Raw genomic sequence first — 22347 nt, 5'->3', positions numbered from 1 at the left:
GACTCTACCCCGGGGAGCTCCTAGGATCACGCGTCCTTCGCCAGCCCCAGCAGTGCGTTCTCGACCAGCTCCGGCAGCGCCGGGTGGATCCAGTACTGCCCGCGCGCGAACTCCTGCGCGGGGATGGAGAAGGACATCGCCGTGATCGCGGATTGGATCAGCGCCGACGCCTGGTGCCCGACGATGTGCGCGCCGACCAGCAGGCCGGTCGACCGGTCCGCGATCAGCTTGCACACGCCCTCGGCGTCGGCCATGGCCCAGCCGTAGGCGATGTCGGCGTACCGCTGCTCGGCGACGGCCACGTCGATGCCGCGCGAGCGCGCCTCCGCCTCGGTCAGGCCGACCGACGCCACCTGCGGGCGGGAGAAGACCGCGCCCGGCACGAACCGGTGATCGGACGTCGCGGTGGGGGAGTCCCACCCCGACAGCAGGTTCTCCGCGACGATCCGGGCCTCGTGATTGGCGACGTGCCGCAGCGGGAACCGCGTGCTCACATCGCCGAGGGCCCACACGCCGCGGACCGGCGTGCGCTGGTGCTCGTCGACCGGGACGCGCCCGGCACCGTCGAGTTCGATGCCGATGGCCGACAGCGCGAGGGTGTCGCCGTTGGGGGTGCGTCCCGTCGCGACGAGCAGGACGTCGCCCACCACCGTCGACCCGTCGGTGAGGTCCACCTCGACGCCGTCGCCCGCCGGCCGCGTCGCGGTGACCTCGGTGCCCAGCCGCACGTCCCACCGCGACGAGACGGCCTCCGTGAAGGCCTCCGAGATGGTCTGGTCCTGCGAGCGCAGCAGCCGCTCGCCCCGCGCCACGACGGTCACCTCCGCGCCCAGACCGGCGAAGACGTGCGCGAACTCGGCCGCGATGTAGCCGCTGCCGACGATGATCACGCGGCCCGGCAGCGCGTCCAGCCGCATGATCGTGTCGTTGGTGTGGAAGGGCGCCGCGCCGTCGGCCGTGAACACCGGCGGGATCACCGGGCGCGAGCCTGCCGCGATCACGACGTCGCGCCCCGTCACGACGGTGCCGTCGGCCAGCTCGAGGCGGTGCAGCCCGTCGCCGGAGGAGGGCAGGAACCACGCCTCCTGCTGGAAGACGGTGATGTTGGGGCACTTGTCCTCGCGGTAGCGCAGGCCGCCGGCGGCGTACCGGTCGATCCGCCCGAACACCCGGTCGCGGATGTCGGCCCAGCGGGTACCGGTGATCTCGGCGTCCACGCCGACCGCGCCGCCGTCGCGGGCCTCGTCGGCGACGTCGGCGGGGTAGACGAACATCTTGGTCGGGATGCAGCCGACGTTCAGGCAGGTGCCGCCGAAGGCGCCGTTGAACTGCCCCTTGTCGATGATCGCGATGCTGCGATCGTCGAACCGCTCGTCGGGGATGGTGTTGCCGGCCCCGGAGCCGATGATGACGAGGTCGAAGACGCGCTCGGCCATGTCAGGCCTCGATCTCGCGGGCCAGCCAGGCGCCCAGCTCGGCGTACGCGGTCTCGCGGGCGTCCTTCTCGGAGAGGAAGACGTCGTGCTTGGCGTTCTCGACGGGGATCACCGTGAGGCGCCCACCCAACGCGCCCGACCACTTCGCGATCTGCCGGGTGTCGAGCACGACGTCGGCGCGGCCGGCCTCCTCGCTCCACTCCTTGGGCGCGAAGCTCTTCGTCGAGCGCAGCACGAGCGACGGGACGCCGACGTTCAGGCCGCGGTGCAGCAGGCTGTGCGCGACGCGGACGGCGCGCAGCCAGCCGAAGCGCACCGGGAAGCCCTCGATCGGCTTGATCCGCACATCGAAGTCGAATTCGCCGTGCTCGCCGACGTGGATGGTCTGGCCGTAGACGCCGACCGCCTCGACCGGGACGATCCGGGTGCCCACGGCCTTGCCGATGAGCTTGACGACGGGCGTCGCGACCTCGCGCAGCACCGCGGAGCCCTGCAGGTCGAACCACGGGCTGTCGAGCACCAGCCCGACGATCGGCGCCGTGCGCCCCGCCTTGCGGCGGCGGTCGAGCCACAGCGGGGTGATGAGGCCGCCGGTGGAGTGCGCCGCGACGACGACGCCGAGGCCGGGGTGCTCCTGCTCGATCGCCGCGACCGCGAGGTCCAGTTCGGTGTCGTAGACGGCGAAGTCGGTCGCGTAGTGCGCCGACTGGCCCTCCCGCAGCGACCGCCCGCACTTGCGCAGGTCGAGCGCGTAGAAGGCGTAGCCGCGCTCCGCGAAGAACTCCGCGACCGCGGTCTGGAAGAAGTAGTCCGAGAAGCCGTGCACCCACAGCACCGCGCGGTGCGGGTCCTGCCGGCCGGCCACGTGCTTGACCAGCGTGGCCACGACGTCGCCGCCCGGCTCGCCGTCCGGGTCGGGGCCCAGCTCGAAGGTGTGCGCGACGTAGTCGTCGCCGAGGATGTCGGGGGAGTAGGTCAGCTCAGTGGTCGCCACGGCTTCACTGTAATGACGGTGCGGCGGGACGTGTCACCGCACGGACGGTCCGGTGGTACTGCACGGTGTGCCGCGCGCCACCGGAGGGCCCCGGAGTAAGGTTCTCGCGCAGAAGGGGGCCGATGCGTGGCCCCGCCCCACGTCGAGGAGTGAACTACCAGATGGCCCGTAACGTGATCAGCACGGACGTCGCGCTCGTCGGCGCGGGAATCATGAGCGCCACGCTCGGCACCCTGCTCCGCAAGCTGGAGCCCAGCTGGTCGATCAACGTCTTCGAGTCCCTCGACGCCGCGGCCGCGGAGTCCTCCGACCCGTGGAACAACGCGGGCACCGGCCACTCGGCGCTGTGCGAGCTGAACTACACTCCGCAGGCCGCCGACGGCTCCGTGGACATCTCCAAGGCCATCACGATCAACGAGCAGTTCCAGGTCTCGCGCCAGTTCTGGGCGTACGCCGTGGACGCGGGCGTGCTCGACGACCCGTCGGACTTCATCAACCCCATCCCGCACGCCAGCTTCGTGCACGGCGCCGACAACGTCGAGTACCTGCGCAAGCGCTACGACGCGCTGTCCGGCCAGACGCTGTTCGAGGGCATGGAGTTCTTCACCGATCCGGCCACGTTCTCCGAGCGCCTCCCGGTCATGGCCGCGGGCCGCAACTTCGGCGACCCGGTCGCCGTGAACTGGTACGAGGGCGGCACCGACGTCGACTTCGGCTCGCTGACCAAGAAGCTGATCAACTTCGTCGGCAAGGGCGGCGCCGTCCACTTCGGCACCAAGGTCACGAACCTCAAGCGCACCAAGGACGGCTGGCGCCTGACCGTGCGCAACCTGCGCACCCACGAGGTCTCCTACGTGGACGCGCGTTTCGTCTTCGTCGGCGCCGGCGGCGGCGCGCTGCCGCTGCTGCAGAAGTCGGGCATCAAGGAGGCCAAGGGCTTCGGCGGCTTCCCCGTCTCCGGCCAGTTCTTCCGGTGCACCAACCCGGACCTCATCGACCACCACGCCGCGAAGGTCTACGGCAAGGCCGCCGTCGGCGCCCCGCCGATGTCGGTGCCGCACCTCGACACCCGCGTCATCGAGGGCAACAAGGGCCTGCTGTTCGGCCCCTACGCCGGCTTCTCGCCGAAGTTCCTCAAGGCCGGCCAGTACACCGACCTGCCCCTGTCGGTGAAGCCCAACAACCTGCTCCCGATGATGGCCGTCGGCCTCAAGGAGATGGGCCTGACCAAGTACCTCATCGGCGAGCTCCTGCAGTCGCCCGCCGACCGCGTGAAGACGTTGTCGGAGTTCGTGCCCCGCGCCACCGGCGGCGACTGGGAGCTCATCACCGCCGGCCAGCGCGTCCAGGTGATCCGCAAGGGCCCTGGTGGCGGCAACCTCGAGTTCGGCACCGCGGTCATCGCGGCGAACGACGAGTCGATCGCCGGCCTGCTCGGCGCCTCGCCCGGTGCGTCGACGGCCGTCCCCGCCATGCTCGACGTGCTCGGCAAGTGCTTCCCGAAGCACATGCAGGCGTGGAAGCCGCTGCTGCAGGAGATGATCCCGTCCTACGGCACGACCCTCAACGACAACAAGCAGCTGTTCGGCCAGGTCTGGGACTGGACCAACCGCACGCTGCAGCTGTCCCCGGGCGTCGAGGCCGACGCGCAGGGCTAGCGCCGTGCGCCGCGCCACCGGAGACGAACTCGACGCGAGGACCCTCTACGCGCTGCTGAAGCTGCGCGCGGAGGTCTTCATCGCCGAGCAGCAGAGCCCGTGGCTCGACGTCGACGGTCGCGACCTCGACGCGTCGACGGTCCACCTCTGGTTGCCCGACGATGCCGCCCCCGGCGGTTCCGGCGGCGCCGTCGCGACGGTGCGCGTCACCGACGAGGGCCCCGGCCTGGCCGCGATCGGCCGGGTGTGTGCGGCCCCGTCGCACCGCGGGCGCGGCCTGATCGGCGCGCTGATGACCGCGGCGCTCGCCGAGCTCGACGGCCGGGCCTGCCTGCTCGAGGCCCAGTCGCACCTCGAGAGCATGTACGCCAAGTACGGATTCGCCCGCGAGGGCGACGAATTCATCGAGGACGGCATCCCGCACGTCCCCATGAGGAGGCCCGCCGGTGTCTGACCGCTACCCGTTCAGCGCCGTCGTCGGCCACGACGAGCTGCGGCTCGCCCTCACCCTGTGCGCCATCGCGCCCGCCGTCGGCGGCGTGCTCGTGCGCGGCGAGAAGGGCACCGCGAAGTCCACCGCCGCCCGCGCGCTCGCCCCGCTGCTGCCGCCCCGACCCGACGGTGCGCCTGCCCGCCTCGTCGAGCTGCCCATCGGCGCCACCGAGGACCGCGTCGTCGGCTCGCTCGACCTGCACCGCGCCCTCGGCGAGGGACGCGTCGACTTCACGCCCGGCCTGCTCGCGGACGCCGACGGCGGCATCCTCTACGTCGACGAGGTCAACCTGCTCTCCGACCACCTCGTCGACGTGCTGCTCGACGCCGCGGCGATGGGGCGGGTCACCGTCGAGCGCGACGCCGTCTCGCGCTCCTACCCGGCGCGATTCGTCCTGGTGGGCACCATGAATCCCGAGGAGGGGGAGCTGCGGCCGCAGCTGCTGGATCGCTTCGGCCTGGCCGTCGACGTGCGCGCCAGCCGCGAGGTGGACGCCCGCGTCGAGGTGATGCGCCGCCGCCTCGCCTTCGAGGCCGACCCCTCCGCCTTCGCCGCCGAGTACGCCGACGCCGACGCCGAGCAGGCTCGCCGCATCGCCGAGGCCCGCGACCGGCTGCCCGCCGTCGCGCTGCCCGACGCCGAGCTGCGTCGCATCGCCGCGGTCTGCGCCGCCTTCGACGTCGACGGCATGCGCGCCGACCTGGTCATCGCCCGCGCGGCCCGCGCCCACGCCGCGTGGCGCGGCGCCGCCGAGGTCACCGAGGACGACGTGCGCGTCGCCGCGGCCCTGGCACTGCCGCACCGCAAGCGCCGCGACCCGTTCGACGAGCCCGGCCTCGACGACGCCGAGCTCGACCGCGCCCTCGACGACGCTCGGGAGGCCGACGATCCCGACCCCGACGACGACGGCCCGGACGGACCCGACGACGGGGGCCCGGACGGTGGCCCCGAGGGAGGCCCCGACGGCGGGCAGCCGGAGCCGCCGTCGCAGGACGACGCCGCCGCGCCGGCCCCGGAGCCGGAGGGTGCCCCGCTGCCGACCGCGCGGCACCGCACCGTCAGCCGGCTCACCGTGCCCGGCATCGGCACCGGGGGAGCGACGGGCCGCCGGTCCACGTCGCGCTCCGACCGCGGCAGCGTCGTGCGCGCGGCGCCCGCCGGCACGGGAGCAGGCCTGCACCTGGCGGCCACGCTGCGCGCCGCCGCCCCGGCGCAGGCCGCGCGCGGCCGGGTCGACGGGCCGCTGCGCCTCGCGCCGTCGGACCTGCGGTCGCCGATCCGCGAGGCCACCGAGGGCAACCTCGTCGTCTTCGTCGTGGATCTGTCGGGCTCGATGGCCGCGCGCGAGCGGATCGCGCTGGTCGGCGAGGCGGCGGTCTCGCTGCTGCGCGACGCCTACCAGCGGCGCGACAAGGTCGCCGTCATCGGCTTCCGCGGCGCCGAGGCCACACTCCTGGTCCCGCCGACCCGCTCCGTCGACGTGGCCGTCGCCCGGCTCGCGCGGGCCCGCACCGGCGGCCGGACGCCGCTGGCCGAGGGGCTGATCGAGGCGCGGAAGCTGCTGCGCCGCGAGGACCTGCGGCCCGACGCCCGGCGCCCGCTGATCGTGGTGCTCACCGACGGTCGCGCGACGTCCGGCCGGGATCCGTTGCCGCGTGCGCTCGCCGCGGCGACGGGCCTGCACGCCGACGGTCGCGCGACGGTGGTCGTGGACTGCGAGACCTCGATGGTGCGGCTGGGCCTCGCGGCGAAGGTCGCGGCCGCACTCGGCGCGCCGATGCTCCCGCTCGGCGGCCTGAGCCCGCAGGATCTGGCCCGCGTCGCCTGACGTATGTTCCGAAAGTCGAATCCTGGCGGGCGGCGCGGCGATAGTCGTCGCCGCGCCTCGCTGGAGTGAAGTCTCGTAGCGCCCCCGACCCGAAGGAGTGACGCCATGCCGCAGGGCAAGGTCGAATCGGTCCCCGACGACGGGCTGACCACCCGGCAGCGCCGCAACCAGGCGCTGCTCGCCGTGCACACCGGTCCGGGCAAGGGGAAGTCGACGGCCGCCTTCGGCATGGCCATGCGAGCGTGGAACCAGGGCTTCGACATCGGCGTCTTCCAGTTCGTCAAGAGCGCGAAGTGGAAGGTCGGCGAGGAGCAGACGATGCTCGCACTGAACGAGTTGCACGAGCGCACCGGCGCCGGCGGGCCCGTCGAGTGGCACAAGATGGGTCAGGGCTGGTCCTGGCTGCGCCGCGACGACGACGCCGAGCAGGACCACGCCGAGGCGGCCCGCGACGGCTGGCGGGAGATCGCCCGCCGGCTCGGCGCCGAGCAGCACCGCTTCTACGTGCTCGACGAGTTCACCTACCCGCTCAAGTGGGGCTGGATCGACGTCGACGAGGTGGTCGAGACCCTGGTGAACCGGCCCGCGAACCAGCACGTGATCATCACCGGCCGCGATGCGCCGCAGGCGCTCATGGACGCCGCCGACCTGGTCACCGAGATGACCAAGATCAAGCACCCGATGGATGCTGGGAGGAAGGGACAGAGGGGGATCGAGTGGTGACGAACGGCTCCCGTGTCCCGGGAGGCGCGGTGGCCGGGGAGAGCAGAGGGATCGAGTGGTAGCTCCCGCGGTCGTCATCGCCGCACCGTCGTCGGGCAGCGGCAAGACGACCATCGCGACGGGGCTGATGGGCGCGCTGGCGCGGACCGGCACCGTCGCTCCGTTCAAGGTGGGCCCCGACTACATCGATCCCGGTTACCACGCCCTCGCGACCGGTCGGCCCGGCCGCAACCTCGACGCGATCCTCTGCGGTGAGCAGCGCATCGCGCCGCTGTACCGGCACGGCGCGCGCGACGCCGACATCGCGGTCGTCGAGGGCGTGATGGGCCTGTTCGACGGACGCATCGTCGACGGCCCCGGCGGCGCGGCCACCGAGGGCATCGGCTCCACCGCGGACGTCGCGCAGATCCTCGGCGCCCCGGTGCTACTGGTGGTCGACGCCCGTGGGCACTCGCAGTCCCTCGCCGCGCTGCTCGCCGGGTTCGCCACCTATCGGCCGGGTATCGCGCTCGCCGGCGTGATCCTCAACCGCGTCTCGAGCGCCCGGCACGAGCGGGTGCTGCGCGACGCCTGCGCGCACGCGGGCCTGGAGGCGGTCGGCGCCGTGCCGGGCGCCGCGGCGTTGGAGGTGCCGGCGCGGCACCTCGGCCTCATCCCCGCCGCGGAGCGGGGCGCGGAGGCCGTCGCCGCCGTCGCCGCGATGACGGAGCTGGTGGAGCGGCACGTCGACGTCGAGCGGATCCGCGCGCTGGCCCGGCCGGTCGCGGACGGGCCGGTGTGGTCACCGTCGGACGAGGTGGCGCGCGTGGGCGAGCCGGTGGTCGCGCTGGCCGGCGGCCCGGCGTTCAGCTTCGGCTACGCCGAGCACGAGGAGCTGCTCCGCGCCGCCGGCGCGCGGGTCGAGCGCTTCGATCCGCTCACCGACGAGTTGCCCGGCGGCGCGGCCGCCGTGGTGCTCCCCGGCGGCTTCCCCGAGGTGTACGCGGAGAAACTGTCGGCGAACGCAGCGCTGCGCGATCAACTGCGGGCGCTGGTCGGCGCCGGGGGCGCGATCCACGCCGAGTGCGCGGGGCAGCTCTACCTCGCGGAGTCGCTCGACGGGGTCCCGATGTGCGGGATCGTGCCGGGTGCCGCGGCCTTCACCCGGCGCCTGACGCTGGGCTACCGCGACGCCGTCGCCCTCGGCGCGAGCCCGCTGTACGCGCCCGGCGAGCGCGTGACGGGGCACGAATTCCACCGCACCGCGCTCGCCGCGGGGCCCGCGCCGGCATGGGGATGGAGGGACGGCGACGGACGTCCTGCGACCGATGGGTTCCTTTCGTCCACAGTGCACTCCTCGTATCTGCACGTGCATCCTGCCGGATACCCCGAGGCGGTCGAACGCCTGGTCAGAGCGGTCGCGTGAGGAGTTCGTCTCACCCTGAGCGGGGGCCTCGCGCGGGCTGAGAGCTTCCTGTACAAAAGCCTCATGCACAAGTCGATCAAGCTCGTCTCCGTCACCTTCGCCGCCGCCGCCGTGGTCGCCACCTCCGCCTGCGCCGCCGGCTCCTACGCCGCACCCGGCTCGCCCTCCTCCTCCTCCTCCGCCAAGCCCAGCGCGTCGGCGAAGCCCTCCGCCAAGCCCTCGACCAGCGCCTCGGCGAGCGCGTCGGCCAAGCCGTCGGCCTCGAAGCCCACCCCGGTCAAGGCCGGCACCCCGAGCGCGATCCTCGCCTCGACCGCGTGGGAGACCACCGGCGCCAAGGACGCGAAGGGCGCCAAGGTCGCGCTGACCGACAAGAACGTCAAGAACTACGTCGGCTGGGCCTACTTCAAGAAGGACGGCACCTTCACCCTCTACAACCTGGACGACACCGCCAAGGGCAAGGGCGACTGGACCGTCTCGCCCGACGGCAAGACCCGCACCATCGTCGCCAAGAACGCCGACGGCAGCGTCCAGTACAAGCGCACCGTCGAGATCGTGACCCTCACCGAGAAGGAGTTCACGTACCGCGTGTACCCCGAGGCCTCCAACAAGGCCGTGTACTACGACATCGTGCACACCGCCACCAAGCACGCCGAGCCGCGCGCGTAGTGACGGAGGCCGCTCACTAAGCTGAGCGGAATGAACAGCCACGGCGCCCCGCACGATCCCTACCTCGTCGGTCTGGATCTGCGAGGGCGCCGTGTCGTCGTGGTGGGGGCGGGCACCGTCGTCCAGCGGCGACTGCCCGTCCTCCTCTCCGCGGGCGCGGACGTCCACGTCATCGCGCCCGAGGCCACGCCCGCCGTCGAATCGACGCCGGGCATCGTCTGGCACCGCCGCGCGTACGCCTCCGGCGACCTCCTCGGCGCCTGGTACGCCCTCGCCGCCACGAACGATCCGGCCGTCAACGCCGCTGTCGTCGCCGAGGCCGAGGTGCAGCGCACCTTCTGCGTCCGCGCCGACCTCGCCCGCGAGGGCACGGCCGTCACCCCCGCCACCGTCGCCACGGACGGGCTGCAGGTGGGCGTCCTGGCGTCCGGGGATCACCGACGGTCCGCCGCCGTCCGCGACAGCCTGCGCGCCGTCCTGACCGGCGACGAGGCCGCCCGGCCCACCCACAAGCCCGAGGGCGTGGCCCTCGTCGGCGGGGGACCGGGCGACCCGGACCTCATCACCGTGCGCGGCCGGGCCCTGCTCGGGCTGGCCGACGTGGTGGTGGCCGACCGGCTCGCCCCGCCCCGGCTGCTCGCCGAGCTCGCGCCCCACGTCGAGGTCATCGACGCCGCCAAGGTGCCGTACGGCCGGGCCATGGCCCAGCAGGCCATCAACCAGGTCCTCGTCGACCGCGCGCGCGAGGGCAAGTTCGTGGTGCGGCTCAAGGGCGGCGATCCCTATGTCTTCGGCCGCGGCTTCGAGGAGCTCGAGGCGCTGGCCGCCGAGGGCATCCCGGTGACCGTGGTCCCGGGCATCACCAGTTCGATCGCCGCGCCGTCGGCGGCGGGCATCCCCGTCACCCATCGCGGCGTCACGCACGAGTTCGTCGTCGTCTCCGGCCACGTCGCGCCGGGGCACCCCGACAGCCTGGTCGACTGGGACGCGCTCGGCCGGCTGCGCGGCACCGTCGTGGTGCTCATGGCGGTGGAGCGGCTCGCCGCGATCGCCGAGGCGCTGATCGCGGGCGGACGGCCCGCCGAGACGCCGGCCGCGGTGGTCGAGAACGCGACCACCGGCGGGCAGCGCACCGTGCGCGGCACGCTCGCCGGCATCGCGGCGGACGCGGCCGCCGCGAACGTCGTGCCGCCCGCGGTGCTCGTCGTGGGCGCGACGGCCGGCTTCACGGCGGCAGTGGGCGGCTGACCCGCATCCCGGGTGCGGGTTTCACGCGTGTCGGCGAAATGTGACGCCTCCGGGCCGGCCGGCGTGGAGTGACCCGCGGATCACCGCCCTGCGCTGCGCGAATCGCCCGATTCAGGGGATTTTCGCGGAAGCGAAATTCATCACTTCAGTAACTCTCGTCACAATTGTTACCGTTCTCGACTTCCGGATCGGCCGGGGGAGTCGGTAGCCTCGGGCATCATGACTTCCACGATGGCGCCCTCCAGCCCGGCGCAGACGTACCGCGTCAAGGGCAGCGCCGTCGGCATCCCGATCCTCGTGCTGTGCGGCATGATCTTCCTCTCCGTGCTCGACGGCACCGTCGTCTTCGTCGCGATGCCGGAGATCCAGGACGCGCTCGGCCTCTCCGATGCCACCAAGGTCTGGGTCTTCGGCGCCTACGCGCTGACCTTCGGCGGATTCCTCCTCCTCGGCGGCCGCCTCGGCGACACCTTCGGCCGGAAGAAGATGTTCCTGCTGGGCGTCATCGGCTTCACGGTGGCGTCGGCGCTGGCGGGATTCGCGACCAACGAGGCCTGGCTCCTCGCCGCGCGCGTCGGGCAGGGCCTGTTCGCCGCGATCGCCGGCCCGACGGCACTCGCGCTGATCGCCACCACCTTCGCGCCGGGCAAGGCGCGGAACCAGGCCTTCGCCGTCTTCGGGGCGATGGCGGGTCTCGGGTCCATCGCCGGGCTCGTCGCCGGTGGCCTCCTGGCCACCATCGACTGGCGTCTCATCTTCTGGATCAACGTCCCCGTCGGCATCGCCTGCGCGATCGGCGGCTGGTTCACCCTCGACGAGGCGGTGGCCGAGCGTCGGCACGCCCTCGACGTCAAGGGCGCCGCGCTCGCGGTCGCGGGCTGCGTGACGGGCGTCTACGCCCTCACCGCGGGCCCCGAGGCGCACTGGCAGAGCACGTCGGTCTACGTCGCCGCCGTGGTCAGCGCGATCTGCCTCACCCTGTTCCTGTGGGTCGAGCGCACCGCCAAGAACCCGATCCTTCCGTTCTCGCTGTTCAACAACCGCAACCGCGTCGCGGCGATGCTCGCGATCCTGGTCTGCGGCGCCCTGATCCCGACGCTGGGCTTCTACGTCGCCCTGACCTTCCAGCTGGTCCTCGGCTACACGCCGTTCCAGTCCGGGCTCGCGCTGCTGCCCTTCGCCGTCGGTTTCGGCATCTCCGTCGCGATCAGCGCCTCGCTGGTGCGCCGCTTCCAGGCGCGGTGGCTCGTGGCCTTCGGCGGCCTCATCGTCTTCCTGCCGTGCCTGTACGTCCCGACCCTGATGAGTAAGGCCCCGGCCACCATCGACTACTTCCCGCAGATCGCGATCCCGGTGTTCCTCATCGGCATCGGCGTGGGCATGGCCGTCGTGCCGCTGCCGCTGGGCGCCGTCGCCGGCGTCCGCCCGTCGGAGATCGGGCCGCTGACCGCGCTCATCGAGGTCGCGCAGAACCTCGGCGGCATCATCGGCCTCGCCTCGGTGCAGGTCGTCGTGACCTCGCGGATCATGGCCGAGGGAGGTCCGACCACCGGCCACTTGCGCCACGACTCGCTGACCGGCGACCAGATCCACGCCCTGGCCTCCGGCTACGGCCTCGCCTTCATCGCCTGCGCCGCGATCCTCATCCTCGCCGGCCTCGTCGTCGTCCCCTTCATGCGCTTCACGCCGGAGGAGATCGCCGAGGGCCAGGCGGCCAAGGAGTCGAGCGAGTCCGGCGGTGCCATCCCGTCCACGTCCTTCCCGGCGCAGGCCTTCGAGGACGATGACGACGACGTCGACGACGACTGGGAGCCGCTCGAGGGCGACGTCACGTCGGGCTCCTTCGCCGCCATCCGGCGCGAGGACTTCGACCGCGCCTACAACGAGCAGCCCGGCGATCCCGAGCCGGTGTACTTCACCGACCGGTTCCGCGCCATCAAGCGTTCCGAGGTCGAGGCGTCGGCCTCGCCGCTCGCCGGCCTCGGGGTCCAGCCGGGCCCGCCGCACGTCGTGGATCCGCAGCCCGCCGCCCCGCAGCCGCCGACGCAGCAGGTCCCCGTCGCCCGGCCGCAGCAGCGCCCGCAGCCGACCACGCCGCAGCAGGCCTACTCGCAGCCGAGCGATCCGCTGACCCGCCCGGCGCCCACGGCCCCGCAGCAGGCCTACTCGCACCCCAGCGATCCGCTGCCGCGTCCGACGTCGCGCCCGGGCGAGGGCCTCGCCGGCATCGCCCGCCCGTCGGGCCCGATCCAGCGCGAGAGCGTCGACCTGCCGCGCCCGCCGGTGCCGCCCGCGCCCCGGGCGTCCGTCCCCGACTACCGTCCGCCGCGCCCCGCGCCGCAGCAGTACCGTGCGGACCCGCCGGCACCGCGCTCCAGCGCGCCCGGTCGGCGCCGCGCCGAGGTCGATCAGCCGCACCTGCAGCCCGTTCCCGCTGCGGCGCGCACCGGTCGGCACGCCGCCCCGGAGCCCGACGGCATGCACCATCCCGAGCAGACGCCGCAGGCCGATCGCGTGAGCCGCGCCCGTCGGCACCGTCTGGAGGACTGAGGCTCTCGTCCCCGGCGTGTCGCGCGAGAGATGTGATCGAACTGGGCGAGCGAATCCTGCCGGTTCCTCCCGATACCGTCCCTGGTCTGCGAAAAGCACGCCGATGATGATTGCTGAGTGCACGCATCGGGGTGTCCGGCCGGGCGACACGACCCGAAAACCGGCGTGAGCGATTTCTTCGCGACTTCTCTCAGCCGGTAGCCTCGGTCTCCATGACCTCAACGATGGCCCCGGGGGCCCCGGCGCAGACGTACCGCGTCAAGGGCAGCGCTCTCGGTGTCGCCATCGTCGTCCTCTCCGGGATGATGTTCCTCGCCGTCCTCGACGGCACTGTTGTCTTCGTCGCCCTGCCACGCATCCAGGATGCGATGCACCTCTCGGACGCCGCGAAGATCTGGGTGTTCGGCGCCTACGCGGTGACCTTCGGCGGGTTCATGTTGCTCGGCGGGCGCCTCGGCGACACCTTCGGGCGCAAACGGATGTTCATCCTGGGCGTCGCGGGGTTCACGTTCGCGTCGTTGCTCACCGGCTTCGCCACCAACGAGGCGTGGCTGCTCGTCGCCCGCGCCGGGCAGGGGCTCTTCGCCGCGATCGCGTGCCCCACGGCGCTGGCGTTGATCGCCACCACCTTCGCGCCCGGCAAGGCGCGCAACCAGGCCTTCGCGATCTTCGGCGCGATGGCCGGGCTCGGCTCGGTGTCGGGCCTCGTCGCAGGCGGCCTGCTCGCCACCTGGGACTGGCGCTTCGTCTTCTGGATCAACGTCCCGGTGGGCATCGTGTGCATCATCGGCGCGGTCATCGCCCTGGAGGAGTCGACCTCGGAGCGTCGCCACGCCCTCGACATCAAGGGTGCGTTCCTCGCCGTGGCGGGCTGCGTCGCCGGCGTCTACACCCTGACCATGGGCCCCGAGGTCCACTGGCAAGGGGTCAGCGTCTACGTCGCCGCCGCCGTCAGCGTGGTGTGCCTCGTCGCGTTCCTCGTGGTGGAGCGCACCGCGAAGAACCCGATCCTGCCGTTCTCGCTCTTCCACAACCGCAACCGCGTGGCTGCGATGGTCGCCATCCTGGTCTGCGGCGCGCTCATCCCGACGCTCGGGTTCTACGTGGCGCTCACCTTCCAGCAGGTGCTCGGGTACACCCCGCTGCAGTCCGGCCTCGCCCTGATCCCGTTCGCCGTGGGCATGGGCATCGCGGCCCCCATCTCGTCCAAGCTCGCGCTGAAGATCCAGGCCCGCTGGCTGGTCGCCATCGGCGGCGTCATCGTCTTCCTGCCGTGCATCTACGTGCCGACGCTCATGACCAAGGATCCGTCGGCGGTCAGCTACTTCCCGTACATCGGGCCGCCCGTGTTCCTCATCGGCCTGGGCGTGGGCTTCGCGATGATTCCGCTGCCGATCTGTGCCCTGGCCGGGGTGCGTCCGTCCGAGACCGGTCCGATGTCCGCGCTCGTCGAGGTGTGCCAGAACATCGGCGGCATCGTCGGGCTCGCGTCCGTGCAGGTGCTGGTGACCTCCCGGATCATGAAGGAGGGCGGCCCGACCAAGGGCGAGATCACGCACGACATGCTCGACGACGCGCAGCGCAGCGCGCTGGCGTCGGGATACGGCCTGGCGTTCATCGCGTGTGCCGCGATCCTCATCCTCGCCGGCCTCGTCGTGGTGCCCTTCATGCGCTTCACCCCGGAGGAGGTCGCCGAGGGGCAGGCGGCCCAGGAGTCGAGCAAGTCCGGCGGATCGATCCCCTCCACGTCCTTCCCGGCGCAGGCCTTCGACCACGACGACGATGTCGACGACGACTGGGAGCCCCTCGAGGGCGACGTCACCTCCGGATCCTTCCCGGCGGTGCGCCGTGAGGACTTCGACCGCGCTTACAACGAACAGCCCGGCGATCCCGAGCCGGTCTACTTCACCGACCGCTTCCGTGCCATCAAGCGGCCACAGGCTGCGCACCAGCAGCCGGTGCAGCACCAGCAGCCGGTGCAGCACCGGCCGGCGGCGCAGCCGCCGCAGGCGCCCCAGACCGCGCCTCCCCGGGACGCGCAGCAGGCGTACTCGCACCCCAGCGACCCGCTGCCCCGCACCGGGCAGCCCGGAGAGGGGCTCGCCGGCGTCGCCCGGCCCTCGGGGCCGATCCAGCGCGAGAGCACCGACATGCCGCGTCCGCCGCAGGCCCCGCAACCTCCGCGCCCCGCGGCGGACCCGCAGTACCGGCCGATCCAGCGTCCGAGCGGGCAGGTCCCACGGCCGAGCGCGCCGATCCCCCGCCCGAGCGGGCAGGTGCCGCGACCCAGCGGCCCCGCCCAACGCCCCGGCCCCCTGGGGCAGCCCGGCCGTCCGGCCCCGCACGGTGGCCCGGGCCAGCAGGGCGGTCCGAGCCGACCGGTGCAGCGGCCCAGCGGCGCGATCCCGCGGCCCGGCCAGCAGCCGCCGCGCCCGAGCGGGCCCGTGCAACGGCCGAGCGCCCCCGTCCAGCGCCCGCCCGCGGCACCGCCCCAGCAGCAGGCCCCGTCCGAGGGCGCACCGTCGACGGGCGGCCGGCACTCCCTGCCGGAACCCGACGCGATGCACCACCCCGAGGCGTCGGCGCAGGCCGAGCGTGTGAGCCGCGCCCGCCGGCACCGCCTCGACGAGGACTAGCGCCGACCACCCGGTTCACCCCGCGGTGACGATCGTGACCTCTGTGGGGGACGAGAGCTCCGCGCGCAGGCCGGCCTTCTCGGCGACCTTCACCACGGCCTTCGCGTCGCCGGGCTCCGCGCGGCTGACCACCAGCGCCCGCGCCAGCAGGCCCTTGTGGTGCTTGTTGAAGTGCGAGACGATCGACCGCGAGCCGTCGGCCTTCTCGGTTACGACGGTGGCGGTCACCGCCCCCGGCACGCGGCCCAGCGCCGCGTAGCCGCCCGAGCGCAGGTCCACGACGAGGCCGCGGTCCGCGGCGGCGAGCGCCGCGGCCAGATCCGGCTTCCACTGGCCGGCCAGCGTGCCCAGGCCCGGCAGCTTCGAGCCCGACGAGAGCCGGTACGCGGGGATCGGGTCCTGCGCGCCCACCGCCCCGAACAGCGCCGACCCGACGGCGAGGCGGGCGTCCGCCTTCGCCCGCTGCGCCTTCGTCAGCCCGCGCACGTCGAGCGCGTCGTAGAGCACCCCCGTGTACTGCTCGATCGCGGGCCGGGTGGGCGCGGTGCGCAGCGCCCGGTTGCGCTCCAGCTCGTCCGTCTGCCCCTCCGACAGGCCCAACGCGGCGCGGGCGGCACCGTCGTCCTGCGAGACGGTGACGAGCGCGTCGAGGAGGCGTTCGCGGGTGGGCGTCAGCGTGGGAAAGGTGAGCAGCCCGAGGTCGAGGGGCGCGCCCTTGCCGCCGCCGGCCTTGGTTTCCGATGGGGGAAGCAGGATCAGCACACCGGACACACTAAGCTGTGGCGTCGTGATCACCCGATTCTCCCAGCTGTTCCTGCGCACGCTCCGCGACGACCCCGCGGACGCGGAGGTCCCCAGCCACAAGCTGCTCGTCCGTGCCGGCTACGTGCGGCGCATCGCGCCCGGCGTCTACTCCTGGCTGCCGCTGGGCCTGCGGGTGCTGCGGAACGTCGAGCAGGTCGTCCGCGAGGAGATGAACGCGATCGGCGGCCAGGAGATCCTGCTGCCCGCGCTGCTCCCGCGCGAGCCCTACGAGAGCACCAACCGGTGGACCGAGTACGGCGACAGCCTGTTCCGCCTCAAGGACCGCAAGGGCGCCGACATGATGCTCGGCCCCACCCACGAGGAGATCTTCGCCCTCACCGTGAAGGGCGAGTACAACTCGTACAAGGACCTGCCGGTCATCCTGTACCAGATCCAGACGAAGTACCGCGACGAGGAGCGGCCCCGCGCGGGCATCCTCCGCGGCCGCGAGTTCGTCATGAAGGACAGTTACAGCTTCGACACCTCCGACGAGGGCCTGTCCGAGGCGTACAGCAAGCATCGCGCCGCCTACCAGCGGATCTTCGCGCGACTCAACGTCGAGCACGTCATCGTCTCCGCCACCTCCGGCGCCATGGGCGGCAGCGCCTCCGAAGAGTTCCTCGCGGTCAGCCCCGTCGGCGAGGACACCTACGTGCACTCGACCGAATCGGACTACGCCGCGAACGTCGAGGCCGTGATCACGCCCGCGCCGCCCGCGATCCCGCTCGACGGGCTGCCCGCCGCGCAGGTGTACGACACCCCCGGCACCCCCACCATCGACACGCTCGTCGCCTGGGCCAACGAGGCCGCCGACGGTGCCTCCGTCCTCGGCCGCGAGGTGGTCGCGGGGGACACCCTCAAGAACGTCATGGTCAAGACCCGCGCCCCGGGCGGGGACTGGGAGCTCCTCGGCGTCGGTGTGCCCGGCGACCGCGAGGTGGACTTCAAGCGCCTCGAGGCGTCGCTGGAGCCCACCGAGGTGGCGCTGATCGAGGCGGAGGACTTCGAGAAGTACCCGTTCCTCGTCAAAGGCTACATCGGCCCGAAGGCGCTGCTGGAGAACGAGGTCCGCTACCTCGTCGACCCGCGCGTGGTGACCGGCACCGCCTGGATCACCGGCGCCGACGCCCCCGGGCAGCACGTCGTGAACCTCACCGCGGGCCGCGACTTCACCCCCGATGGCACCATCGAGGCCGCCGAGGTCCGCGACGGCGACGCCTCGCCGGATGGCAAGGGCGTGCTGCAGTCGGCGCGCGGCATCGAGATCGGCCACATCTTCCAGCTGGGCCGCAAGTACACCGACGCCTTCGAGGTCGACGTGCTGGGCGAGAACGGCAAGCCCGTGCGCCTCACCCAGGGCTCCTACGGCGTCGGCGTCTCGCGGCTCGTCGCCGTGATCGCCGAGCAGCAGCACGACGAGAAGGGCCTGCGCTGGCCCAAGGGCATCGCCCCGTTCGACGTGCACGTCGTCATCGCCAACAAGGACGAGGGCGCCTGGACCGGTGCCGAGTCGCTGGCCGCCGAGCTCGACGCCGCCGGCCTGCAGGTGCTGCTCGACGACCGCAAGGCCTCGCCCGGCATCAAGTTCAAGGACTCCGAGCTCGTCGGCGTTCCGACCGTCGTCGTGGTCGGCCGGGGCTGGGCCGACGGTGTCGTCGAACTCCGGGACCGCCTCACCGGCGAGTCCCGCGAGATCCCCGTCGCCGACGCCGCCGCGCAGATCGTCGCCGCCGCGACGTAGCCCGACGCCACGAGGGGCCCGCACCGGATCGGTGCGGGCCCCTCGTGGTGCGCGTCAGAACGGCAGCGTGAGCAGCGAGCTCGTGTCCAACCCGCCCGAGGCGAGGACGCCGATGCCGACGATCAGCAGGACGACGAACAGGACGAGGAAGACCGCACCGACGATCGTCCCGGCGAGGGCGAGTCCGTGGCCCTGCTGACCGGTCTGCTTGGTCTGCTTCATCGCGATGACGCCCATGATGATGCCCGCGATGGCGACGGGGATGGACAGCAGTCCGAGGTATGGAATGCACATGAGCGGGATCGCGATGATGCTCGACGCGAGCGAGGCGATCGCGAGTCCGTTCGTCCCGGTCTGCTGCGGCTGCGGGTATCCCGGGTAGCCGCCGTACCCGGCCTGCTGCCCGGGGTACGCGGGGTAGCCGGGCTGCTGGCCGGGGAACGCCTGGCCGGGGTACTGCGGCTGGCCGAACTGATCCTGCCCCGGGTACCGGGGACTGGCGCCGTACGGGTTCTGCTGTGCCGCGTACGGATCGGCGGGGGCGCCGTACGGGTTCTGCTGCGCGGCGTAGGGGTCCGCGGGGGCGCCGTACGGGTCCTGCTGGGCCGCGTACGGATCGGCGGGCGCGGCGTACGGGTCCGCGGGCGGGGTGTAGGCCGGGGGCGCGGCGTAGGGATCCGGCTGCGCGGTCTGGTGCACCGTGGTCGCGGCGTCGGGATCGCCGCCGACGTTCTGATCGCCGTCGCGCTTCGTCAAGTCGGGCGCGGACGGATTCGGCTCCGCAGGGCGGATCACCGTCGGGTCGTAGGTCCCGTCGCCGGGCTGCTGCGGATCATTGGACGTCATCCCCCGAGTGTAAGGGCACGTAAACGGAACGTCAGGTGCGGATGCCGGGGAACGGCGTGGTCACGGGCGAGGCCCCGAGCGCTGCGCGCCACCGGGCCCCGCGCACCGCGGCTCCGCCGAGGCCCGTGACTCCGAGGTGCCGGATGCCGTCACCGTCGGCCTGGGACAGCAGGTTGCGGTGGGCGGCCGCCGCGTCGTCCTCCACCGCCGCGGCGACCTTCGCGGCGCTGACGGGGTCGGTCACCGGCTCCGGCGGCGTGTACGCGGGCGCGGCGGCGGGGACCTCGGCGCCGGTGGCGCTGAGCACCCGGGCCAGGGCGTCCCGCTGCGAGCGGTGCTCCGCGGCGTAGGTCGCGATCTCGGCCTTACGGGTGGGCGCGGCGTACGCCTCGACGAGGCCGTACAGGTACACGGCGGCGTGCTCGGACTGGAGGGCGGAGGCCACGGCGTCCTGGACGGGGGTCATGCGAGCACCACCTCCGCGTGCACGCGGGTCGCCGCGGCGACGGACCCAAGCAGCGCGGCCTGATAGCCGGAGGCGGCGACCGCGGCGTCACCCGCGTCCTTCGCCGAGCGGGTCAGCTGGGAGTGCAGCGAGGCCCGGGTCAGGGGCGACGGCGCCGCCGAGGTCGACGACGGTGCGGCGGTGACGGAGGTGGGGCGCTCGACGTACCGCGACAGTTCGTCGGCCAGCGCCGACGCGTGCTGCCCGCGCTGATCGGCGATGAGCCGCAGCTGCGGACCCGAGGCGCCGTCCAGCACGGCCAGGCCGCGGGCGGCGTCCGCATCGGCCTGGGCCTGCGCGGCCGCCGCCTGCAGGCGCACGGCCTGCGGATCGTCGGCGCGGTCCTCGGGCGTCGTGCACCCCGCGAGGGCGGCCCCGCCCGCGAGCGCGCCGCCTGCGAGGAGGACGGAGGAGAGGGCGGTACGTCGGTCGATGCCGCGGCGCGGGGGTAGGGCGATCACGGGGGCGAGTCTAACGGCGCGCCCGGGTACACTGGCCGCAGCGTTCGACACCGGGCACGTCCGGTGACAATTTCACAGGGAGGCGCGTATGGCTTACGACGAATCGGCGGTGAAGGCCGTGATCGCGCCTCACCTGGACGCGGCCGGGCTCGATCTCGAGCGGCTCAAGATCAACAATGCGGGCACCAAGTCCTCCATCGCGGTCGTCGTGGACAGCGACGCGGGCCCCACCCTCGACGAACTGGCCGAGGTCGCGCGGACGCTCTCCGCCGCGGTCGACGATGCGGATGACGTTTTCGGCGCCCAGGCGTTCACCCTCGAGGTCACCACGCCCGGCGCGGAGCGCCCGCTCACCGAGCCCCGCCACTGGCGCCGCGCCCGCGGCCGGCAGGCGGCGATCGAGCTGGCCGACGGCACGAACCTGCTGGCCCGGATCGGGCCGCTCGCGGACGACGGGACGACGGTCACCGTCGTCCTGCCCGGATCGCGGGGGAGCGCCCCGACGACCCGCGACGTCGCGCTGGCCGACGTGGCCGCCGCCGCGGTGCGGGTCGAGTTCCGCAAGCCCAACCCCGTGGAGCTCGAGCTCTCCGGCATCACCCCGGGCCGGGTGCTCCCGGGCACCGAACCCGCAGACCTGACAGGCGACGACGCCGGAGAAGAAGAGGACTAGATGAACATCGACATGGCGACCCTGCGGGCGATCGAGGCGGAGAAGGACATCTCGGTCGACACCGTGATCGACGCGATCCAGGTGGCCCTCCTCACCGCGTACAAGCACACCGACGGGCATCAGCCGCACGCCCGGATCGACGTCAACCGCCGCACCGGCGAGGTGAAGGTGCTGGCCCAGGAGGTCGACGCCGACGGCAACATCATCACCGAGTGGGACGACACCCCTGAGGGCTTCGGCCGCATCGCCGCGGACTCGGCGCGCCAGCTGATCACGCAGCGCCTGCGCGACGCCGAGAACGACCGCACCTTCGGCGAGTTCGCCGTCTACGAGGGCGAGGTCGTCTCCGGTGTGGTGCAGGCCGACGCCCGCGCCGCGGCCCGCGGCTTCGTCGTGGTCCGTATCGGCGGCGAGCGCGAGGGCCACGAGGGCCTGCTGCCGCCCGCGGAGCAGGTGCCGGGGGAGAGCTACAACCACGGTGACCGGATGAAGTTCTACGTCGTCGGCGTCAGCCGCGGCCAGCGCGGTACCCAGATCACCCTCTCGCGCACTCACCCGAACCTGGTGAAGAAGCTCTTCGCGCTCGAGGTCCCCGAGATCGCCGACGGCAGCGTCGAGATCACGTCGGTCGCCCGCGAGGCGGGCCACCGCTCGAAGATCGCGGTGCGCACCTCCGTCGCCGGCCTCAACGCCAAGGGCGCGTGCATCGGCCCCATGGGGCAGCGCGTGCGGAACGTGATGAGCGACCTCGAGGGCGAGAAGATCGACATCATCTCCTACGACGACGATCCGGCGGTCTTCGTCGGCAACGCCCTGTCGCCGTCGTCGGTGGTGTCGGTGACGATCGTCGACGCCAAGGAGAAGGCCGCCCGTGTGGTGGTCCCCGACTTCAAGCTCTCGCTCGCGATCGGCAAGGAGGGCCAGAACGCCCGCCTCGCCGCCCGGCTCACCGGCTGGCGGATCGACATCCGCTCGGACGCGGAGAGCGTCGAACAGAAGTGAGTGCGCCGGTCCGGACCTGCATCGGGTGCCGGCGCCGGGCGCCCGCGGACGAGTTGATCAGGGTGGTCGCGTCCGCCACGGCCGACGGTGCGCGGACCGTCGTGGTGGACGCGCGGCGCCGCCTGCCGGGCCGGGGCGCGTGGCTGCACGACGACCCGTCGTGCCGCGAGCTCGCTCGCAAGCGGAACGCGTTCCGCCGGGCGCTGCGGGTCTCCGGCCCGCTCGACGACTCCCTCGGCGAAACGACTTGCCAGGACGCGCTATGATTATGAGCGGTCTGAAGACGGTTGGTCTTTCCCAAGGCCCACCTACTCGGAGATGAAGGAATCGAGCTGAAGACATGAGCACACCGTGAAGCACCAGCGATGAACGGCAATCGGAGTAACTAACCGAGGTCGGCGGGACCAGTGATGCCCTCGACCTCACATTTGAGGAGAAGAGTGGCAGGCAAGGCCCGCGTGCACGAGTTGGCTAAAGAGCTCGGTGTCACCAGCAAGGAAGTTCTCGCACGGCTCAGTGAGCAGGGCGAGTTCGTGAAGTCCGCGTCGTCGACGGTGGAAGCCCCCGTCGCGCGACGCCTGCGCGAGTCGTACGGACCCAAGTCCGACGGCGGCGCGAAGCCGGGCCCCGCCCCGGCCAAGAAGCCCGGCCCCGCGGCCGCGAGCACCCCCGCAC

The 22347-nt window shown here is 72.7% G+C and carries 20 protein-coding genes; 14 read left to right on the top strand and 6 right to left on the bottom strand.

Translation table 11 applies throughout. The features are described 5' to 3' along the window. Window positions 1-26 precede the first annotated feature (26 nt). On the bottom strand, window positions 27-1436 hold the full coding sequence (locus tag ACM9LD_RS13930; protein ID WP_415677228.1) for a mycothione reductase: 1410 nt from the start codon (window positions 1434-1436) through the stop codon (window positions 27-29). 1 nt (window position 1437) lies between these two features. Continuing rightward, on the bottom strand, window positions 1438-2430 hold the full coding sequence (locus tag ACM9LD_RS13925; RefSeq protein WP_415677227.1) for an alpha/beta hydrolase: 993 nt from the start codon (window positions 2428-2430) through the stop codon (window positions 1438-1440). A 161-nt stretch (window positions 2431-2591) separates the two neighbouring features. Between ACM9LD_RS13925 and mqo the strand changes: the two genes are divergently transcribed. The 9 genes from mqo (at window position 2592) to ACM9LD_RS13880 (ending at window position 15640) form a co-directional block, all read left to right on the top strand. After that, complete coding sequence (gene mqo, locus ACM9LD_RS13920) at window positions 2592-4088, top strand: malate dehydrogenase (quinone) (protein ID WP_415677226.1); 1497 nt, start codon at window positions 2592-2594, stop codon at window positions 4086-4088. A 4-nt stretch (window positions 4089-4092) separates the two neighbouring features. Then, complete coding sequence (locus ACM9LD_RS13915; protein WP_415677225.1) at window positions 4093-4542, top strand: GNAT family N-acetyltransferase; 450 nt, start codon at window positions 4093-4095, stop codon at window positions 4540-4542. Next, window positions 4535-6409: a VWA domain-containing protein gene (locus ACM9LD_RS13910; protein WP_415677224.1), complete on the top strand. Its 1875-nt coding sequence runs from the start codon at window positions 4535-4537 to the stop codon at window positions 6407-6409. The genes ACM9LD_RS13915 and ACM9LD_RS13910 overlap by 8 nt, the downstream gene beginning before the upstream one ends. Before the next feature lie 105 nt (window positions 6410-6514). Beyond that, window positions 6515-7132 carry a cob(I)yrinic acid a,c-diamide adenosyltransferase gene (gene cobO, locus ACM9LD_RS13905; protein ID WP_415677223.1) on the top strand — a complete coding sequence of 206 codons (618 nt, stop codon included), beginning with the start codon at window positions 6515-6517 and terminating at the stop codon, window positions 7130-7132. A 55-nt stretch (window positions 7133-7187) separates the two neighbouring features. Continuing rightward, complete coding sequence (locus ACM9LD_RS13900; RefSeq protein ID WP_415677222.1) at window positions 7188-8537, top strand: cobyrinate a,c-diamide synthase; 1350 nt, start codon at window positions 7188-7190, stop codon at window positions 8535-8537. A gap of 63 nt (window positions 8538-8600) precedes the next feature. Then, window positions 8601-9206 (top strand): DUF4822 domain-containing protein, encoded by a 606-nt coding sequence (locus ACM9LD_RS13895; protein WP_415677221.1) that lies wholly within the window; start codon window positions 8601-8603, stop codon window positions 9204-9206. A gap of 30 nt (window positions 9207-9236) precedes the next feature. Next, entirely contained in the window at window positions 9237-10454 is a 1218-nt protein-coding gene (gene cobA / locus ACM9LD_RS13890; RefSeq protein WP_415677220.1) for a uroporphyrinogen-III C-methyltransferase, read from the top strand. Window positions 10455-10673: 219 nt separating this feature from the next. Then, window positions 10674-13004: an MFS transporter gene (locus ACM9LD_RS13885; RefSeq protein WP_415677219.1), complete on the top strand. Its 2331-nt coding sequence runs from the start codon at window positions 10674-10676 to the stop codon at window positions 13002-13004. A 212-nt stretch (window positions 13005-13216) separates the two neighbouring features. Continuing rightward, window positions 13217-15640 (top strand): MFS transporter, encoded by a 2424-nt coding sequence (locus ACM9LD_RS13880; protein ID WP_415677218.1) that lies wholly within the window; start codon window positions 13217-13219, stop codon window positions 15638-15640. Between the two features lie 15 nt (window positions 15641-15655). On the opposite strand, the gene yaaA is transcribed toward ACM9LD_RS13880, so the two are convergent. Beyond that, window positions 15656-16402 (bottom strand): peroxide stress protein YaaA, encoded by a 747-nt coding sequence (yaaA, locus tag ACM9LD_RS13875; protein ID WP_415677217.1) that lies wholly within the window; start codon window positions 16400-16402, stop codon window positions 15656-15658. A gap of 25 nt (window positions 16403-16427) precedes the next feature. On the opposite strand from yaaA, the gene ACM9LD_RS13870 reads away from it, so the two are divergent. Then, window positions 16428-18185, top strand: coding sequence for a proline--tRNA ligase (locus tag ACM9LD_RS13870; protein ID WP_415677216.1), 1758 nt, complete (start codon window positions 16428-16430; stop codon window positions 18183-18185). 54 nt (window positions 18186-18239) lie between these two features. Here the strand turns inward: ACM9LD_RS13870 and ACM9LD_RS13865 are convergent, their stop codons facing one another. From ACM9LD_RS13865 to ACM9LD_RS13855, 3 genes are read right to left on the bottom strand one after another with little or no spacing between them, the layout of a single operon-like run. After that, entirely contained in the window at window positions 18240-19031 is a 792-nt protein-coding gene (locus ACM9LD_RS13865; RefSeq protein WP_415677215.1) for a DUF4190 domain-containing protein, read from the bottom strand. Window positions 19032-19062: 31 nt separating this feature from the next. After that, entirely contained in the window at window positions 19063-19497 is a 435-nt protein-coding gene (locus tag ACM9LD_RS13860; protein WP_415677214.1) for a DUF4439 domain-containing protein, read from the bottom strand. Beyond that, window positions 19494-19997, bottom strand: a complete 504-nt coding sequence (locus tag ACM9LD_RS13855) for a hypothetical protein (protein WP_415677213.1) — start codon at window positions 19995-19997, stop codon at window positions 19494-19496. Before ACM9LD_RS13855 ends, ACM9LD_RS13860 begins: the two co-directional genes overlap by 4 nt. A gap of 88 nt (window positions 19998-20085) precedes the next feature. Between ACM9LD_RS13855 and rimP the strand changes: the two genes are divergently transcribed. From rimP to ACM9LD_RS13835, 4 genes are all read left to right on the top strand, one after another. Beyond that, window positions 20086-20670 (top strand): ribosome maturation factor RimP, encoded by a 585-nt coding sequence (gene rimP / locus ACM9LD_RS13850; protein WP_415677212.1) that lies wholly within the window; start codon window positions 20086-20088, stop codon window positions 20668-20670. Further along, window positions 20671-21672 carry a transcription termination factor NusA gene (gene nusA / locus ACM9LD_RS13845; RefSeq protein ID WP_415677211.1) on the top strand — a complete coding sequence of 334 codons (1002 nt, stop codon included), beginning with the start codon at window positions 20671-20673 and terminating at the stop codon, window positions 21670-21672. After that, a complete protein-coding gene (locus ACM9LD_RS13840; RefSeq protein WP_415677210.1) occupies window positions 21669-21938 on the top strand; it encodes a YlxR family protein in 270 nt (89 codons plus the stop codon). The genes nusA and ACM9LD_RS13840 overlap by 4 nt, the downstream gene beginning before the upstream one ends. Before the next feature lie 174 nt (window positions 21939-22112). Then, window positions 22113-22347: translation initiation factor IF-2 N-terminal domain-containing protein (locus ACM9LD_RS13835; RefSeq protein WP_415677209.1), on the top strand; the 235-nt coding region annotated here is incomplete at its 3' end.

It is taken from the genome of Tsukamurella hominis (assembly GCF_965137015.1).
Classification (GTDB): domain Bacteria; phylum Actinomycetota; class Actinomycetes; order Mycobacteriales; family Mycobacteriaceae; genus Tsukamurella; species Tsukamurella hominis.
This window is presented reverse-complemented; position numbering and strand designations above follow the sequence as displayed.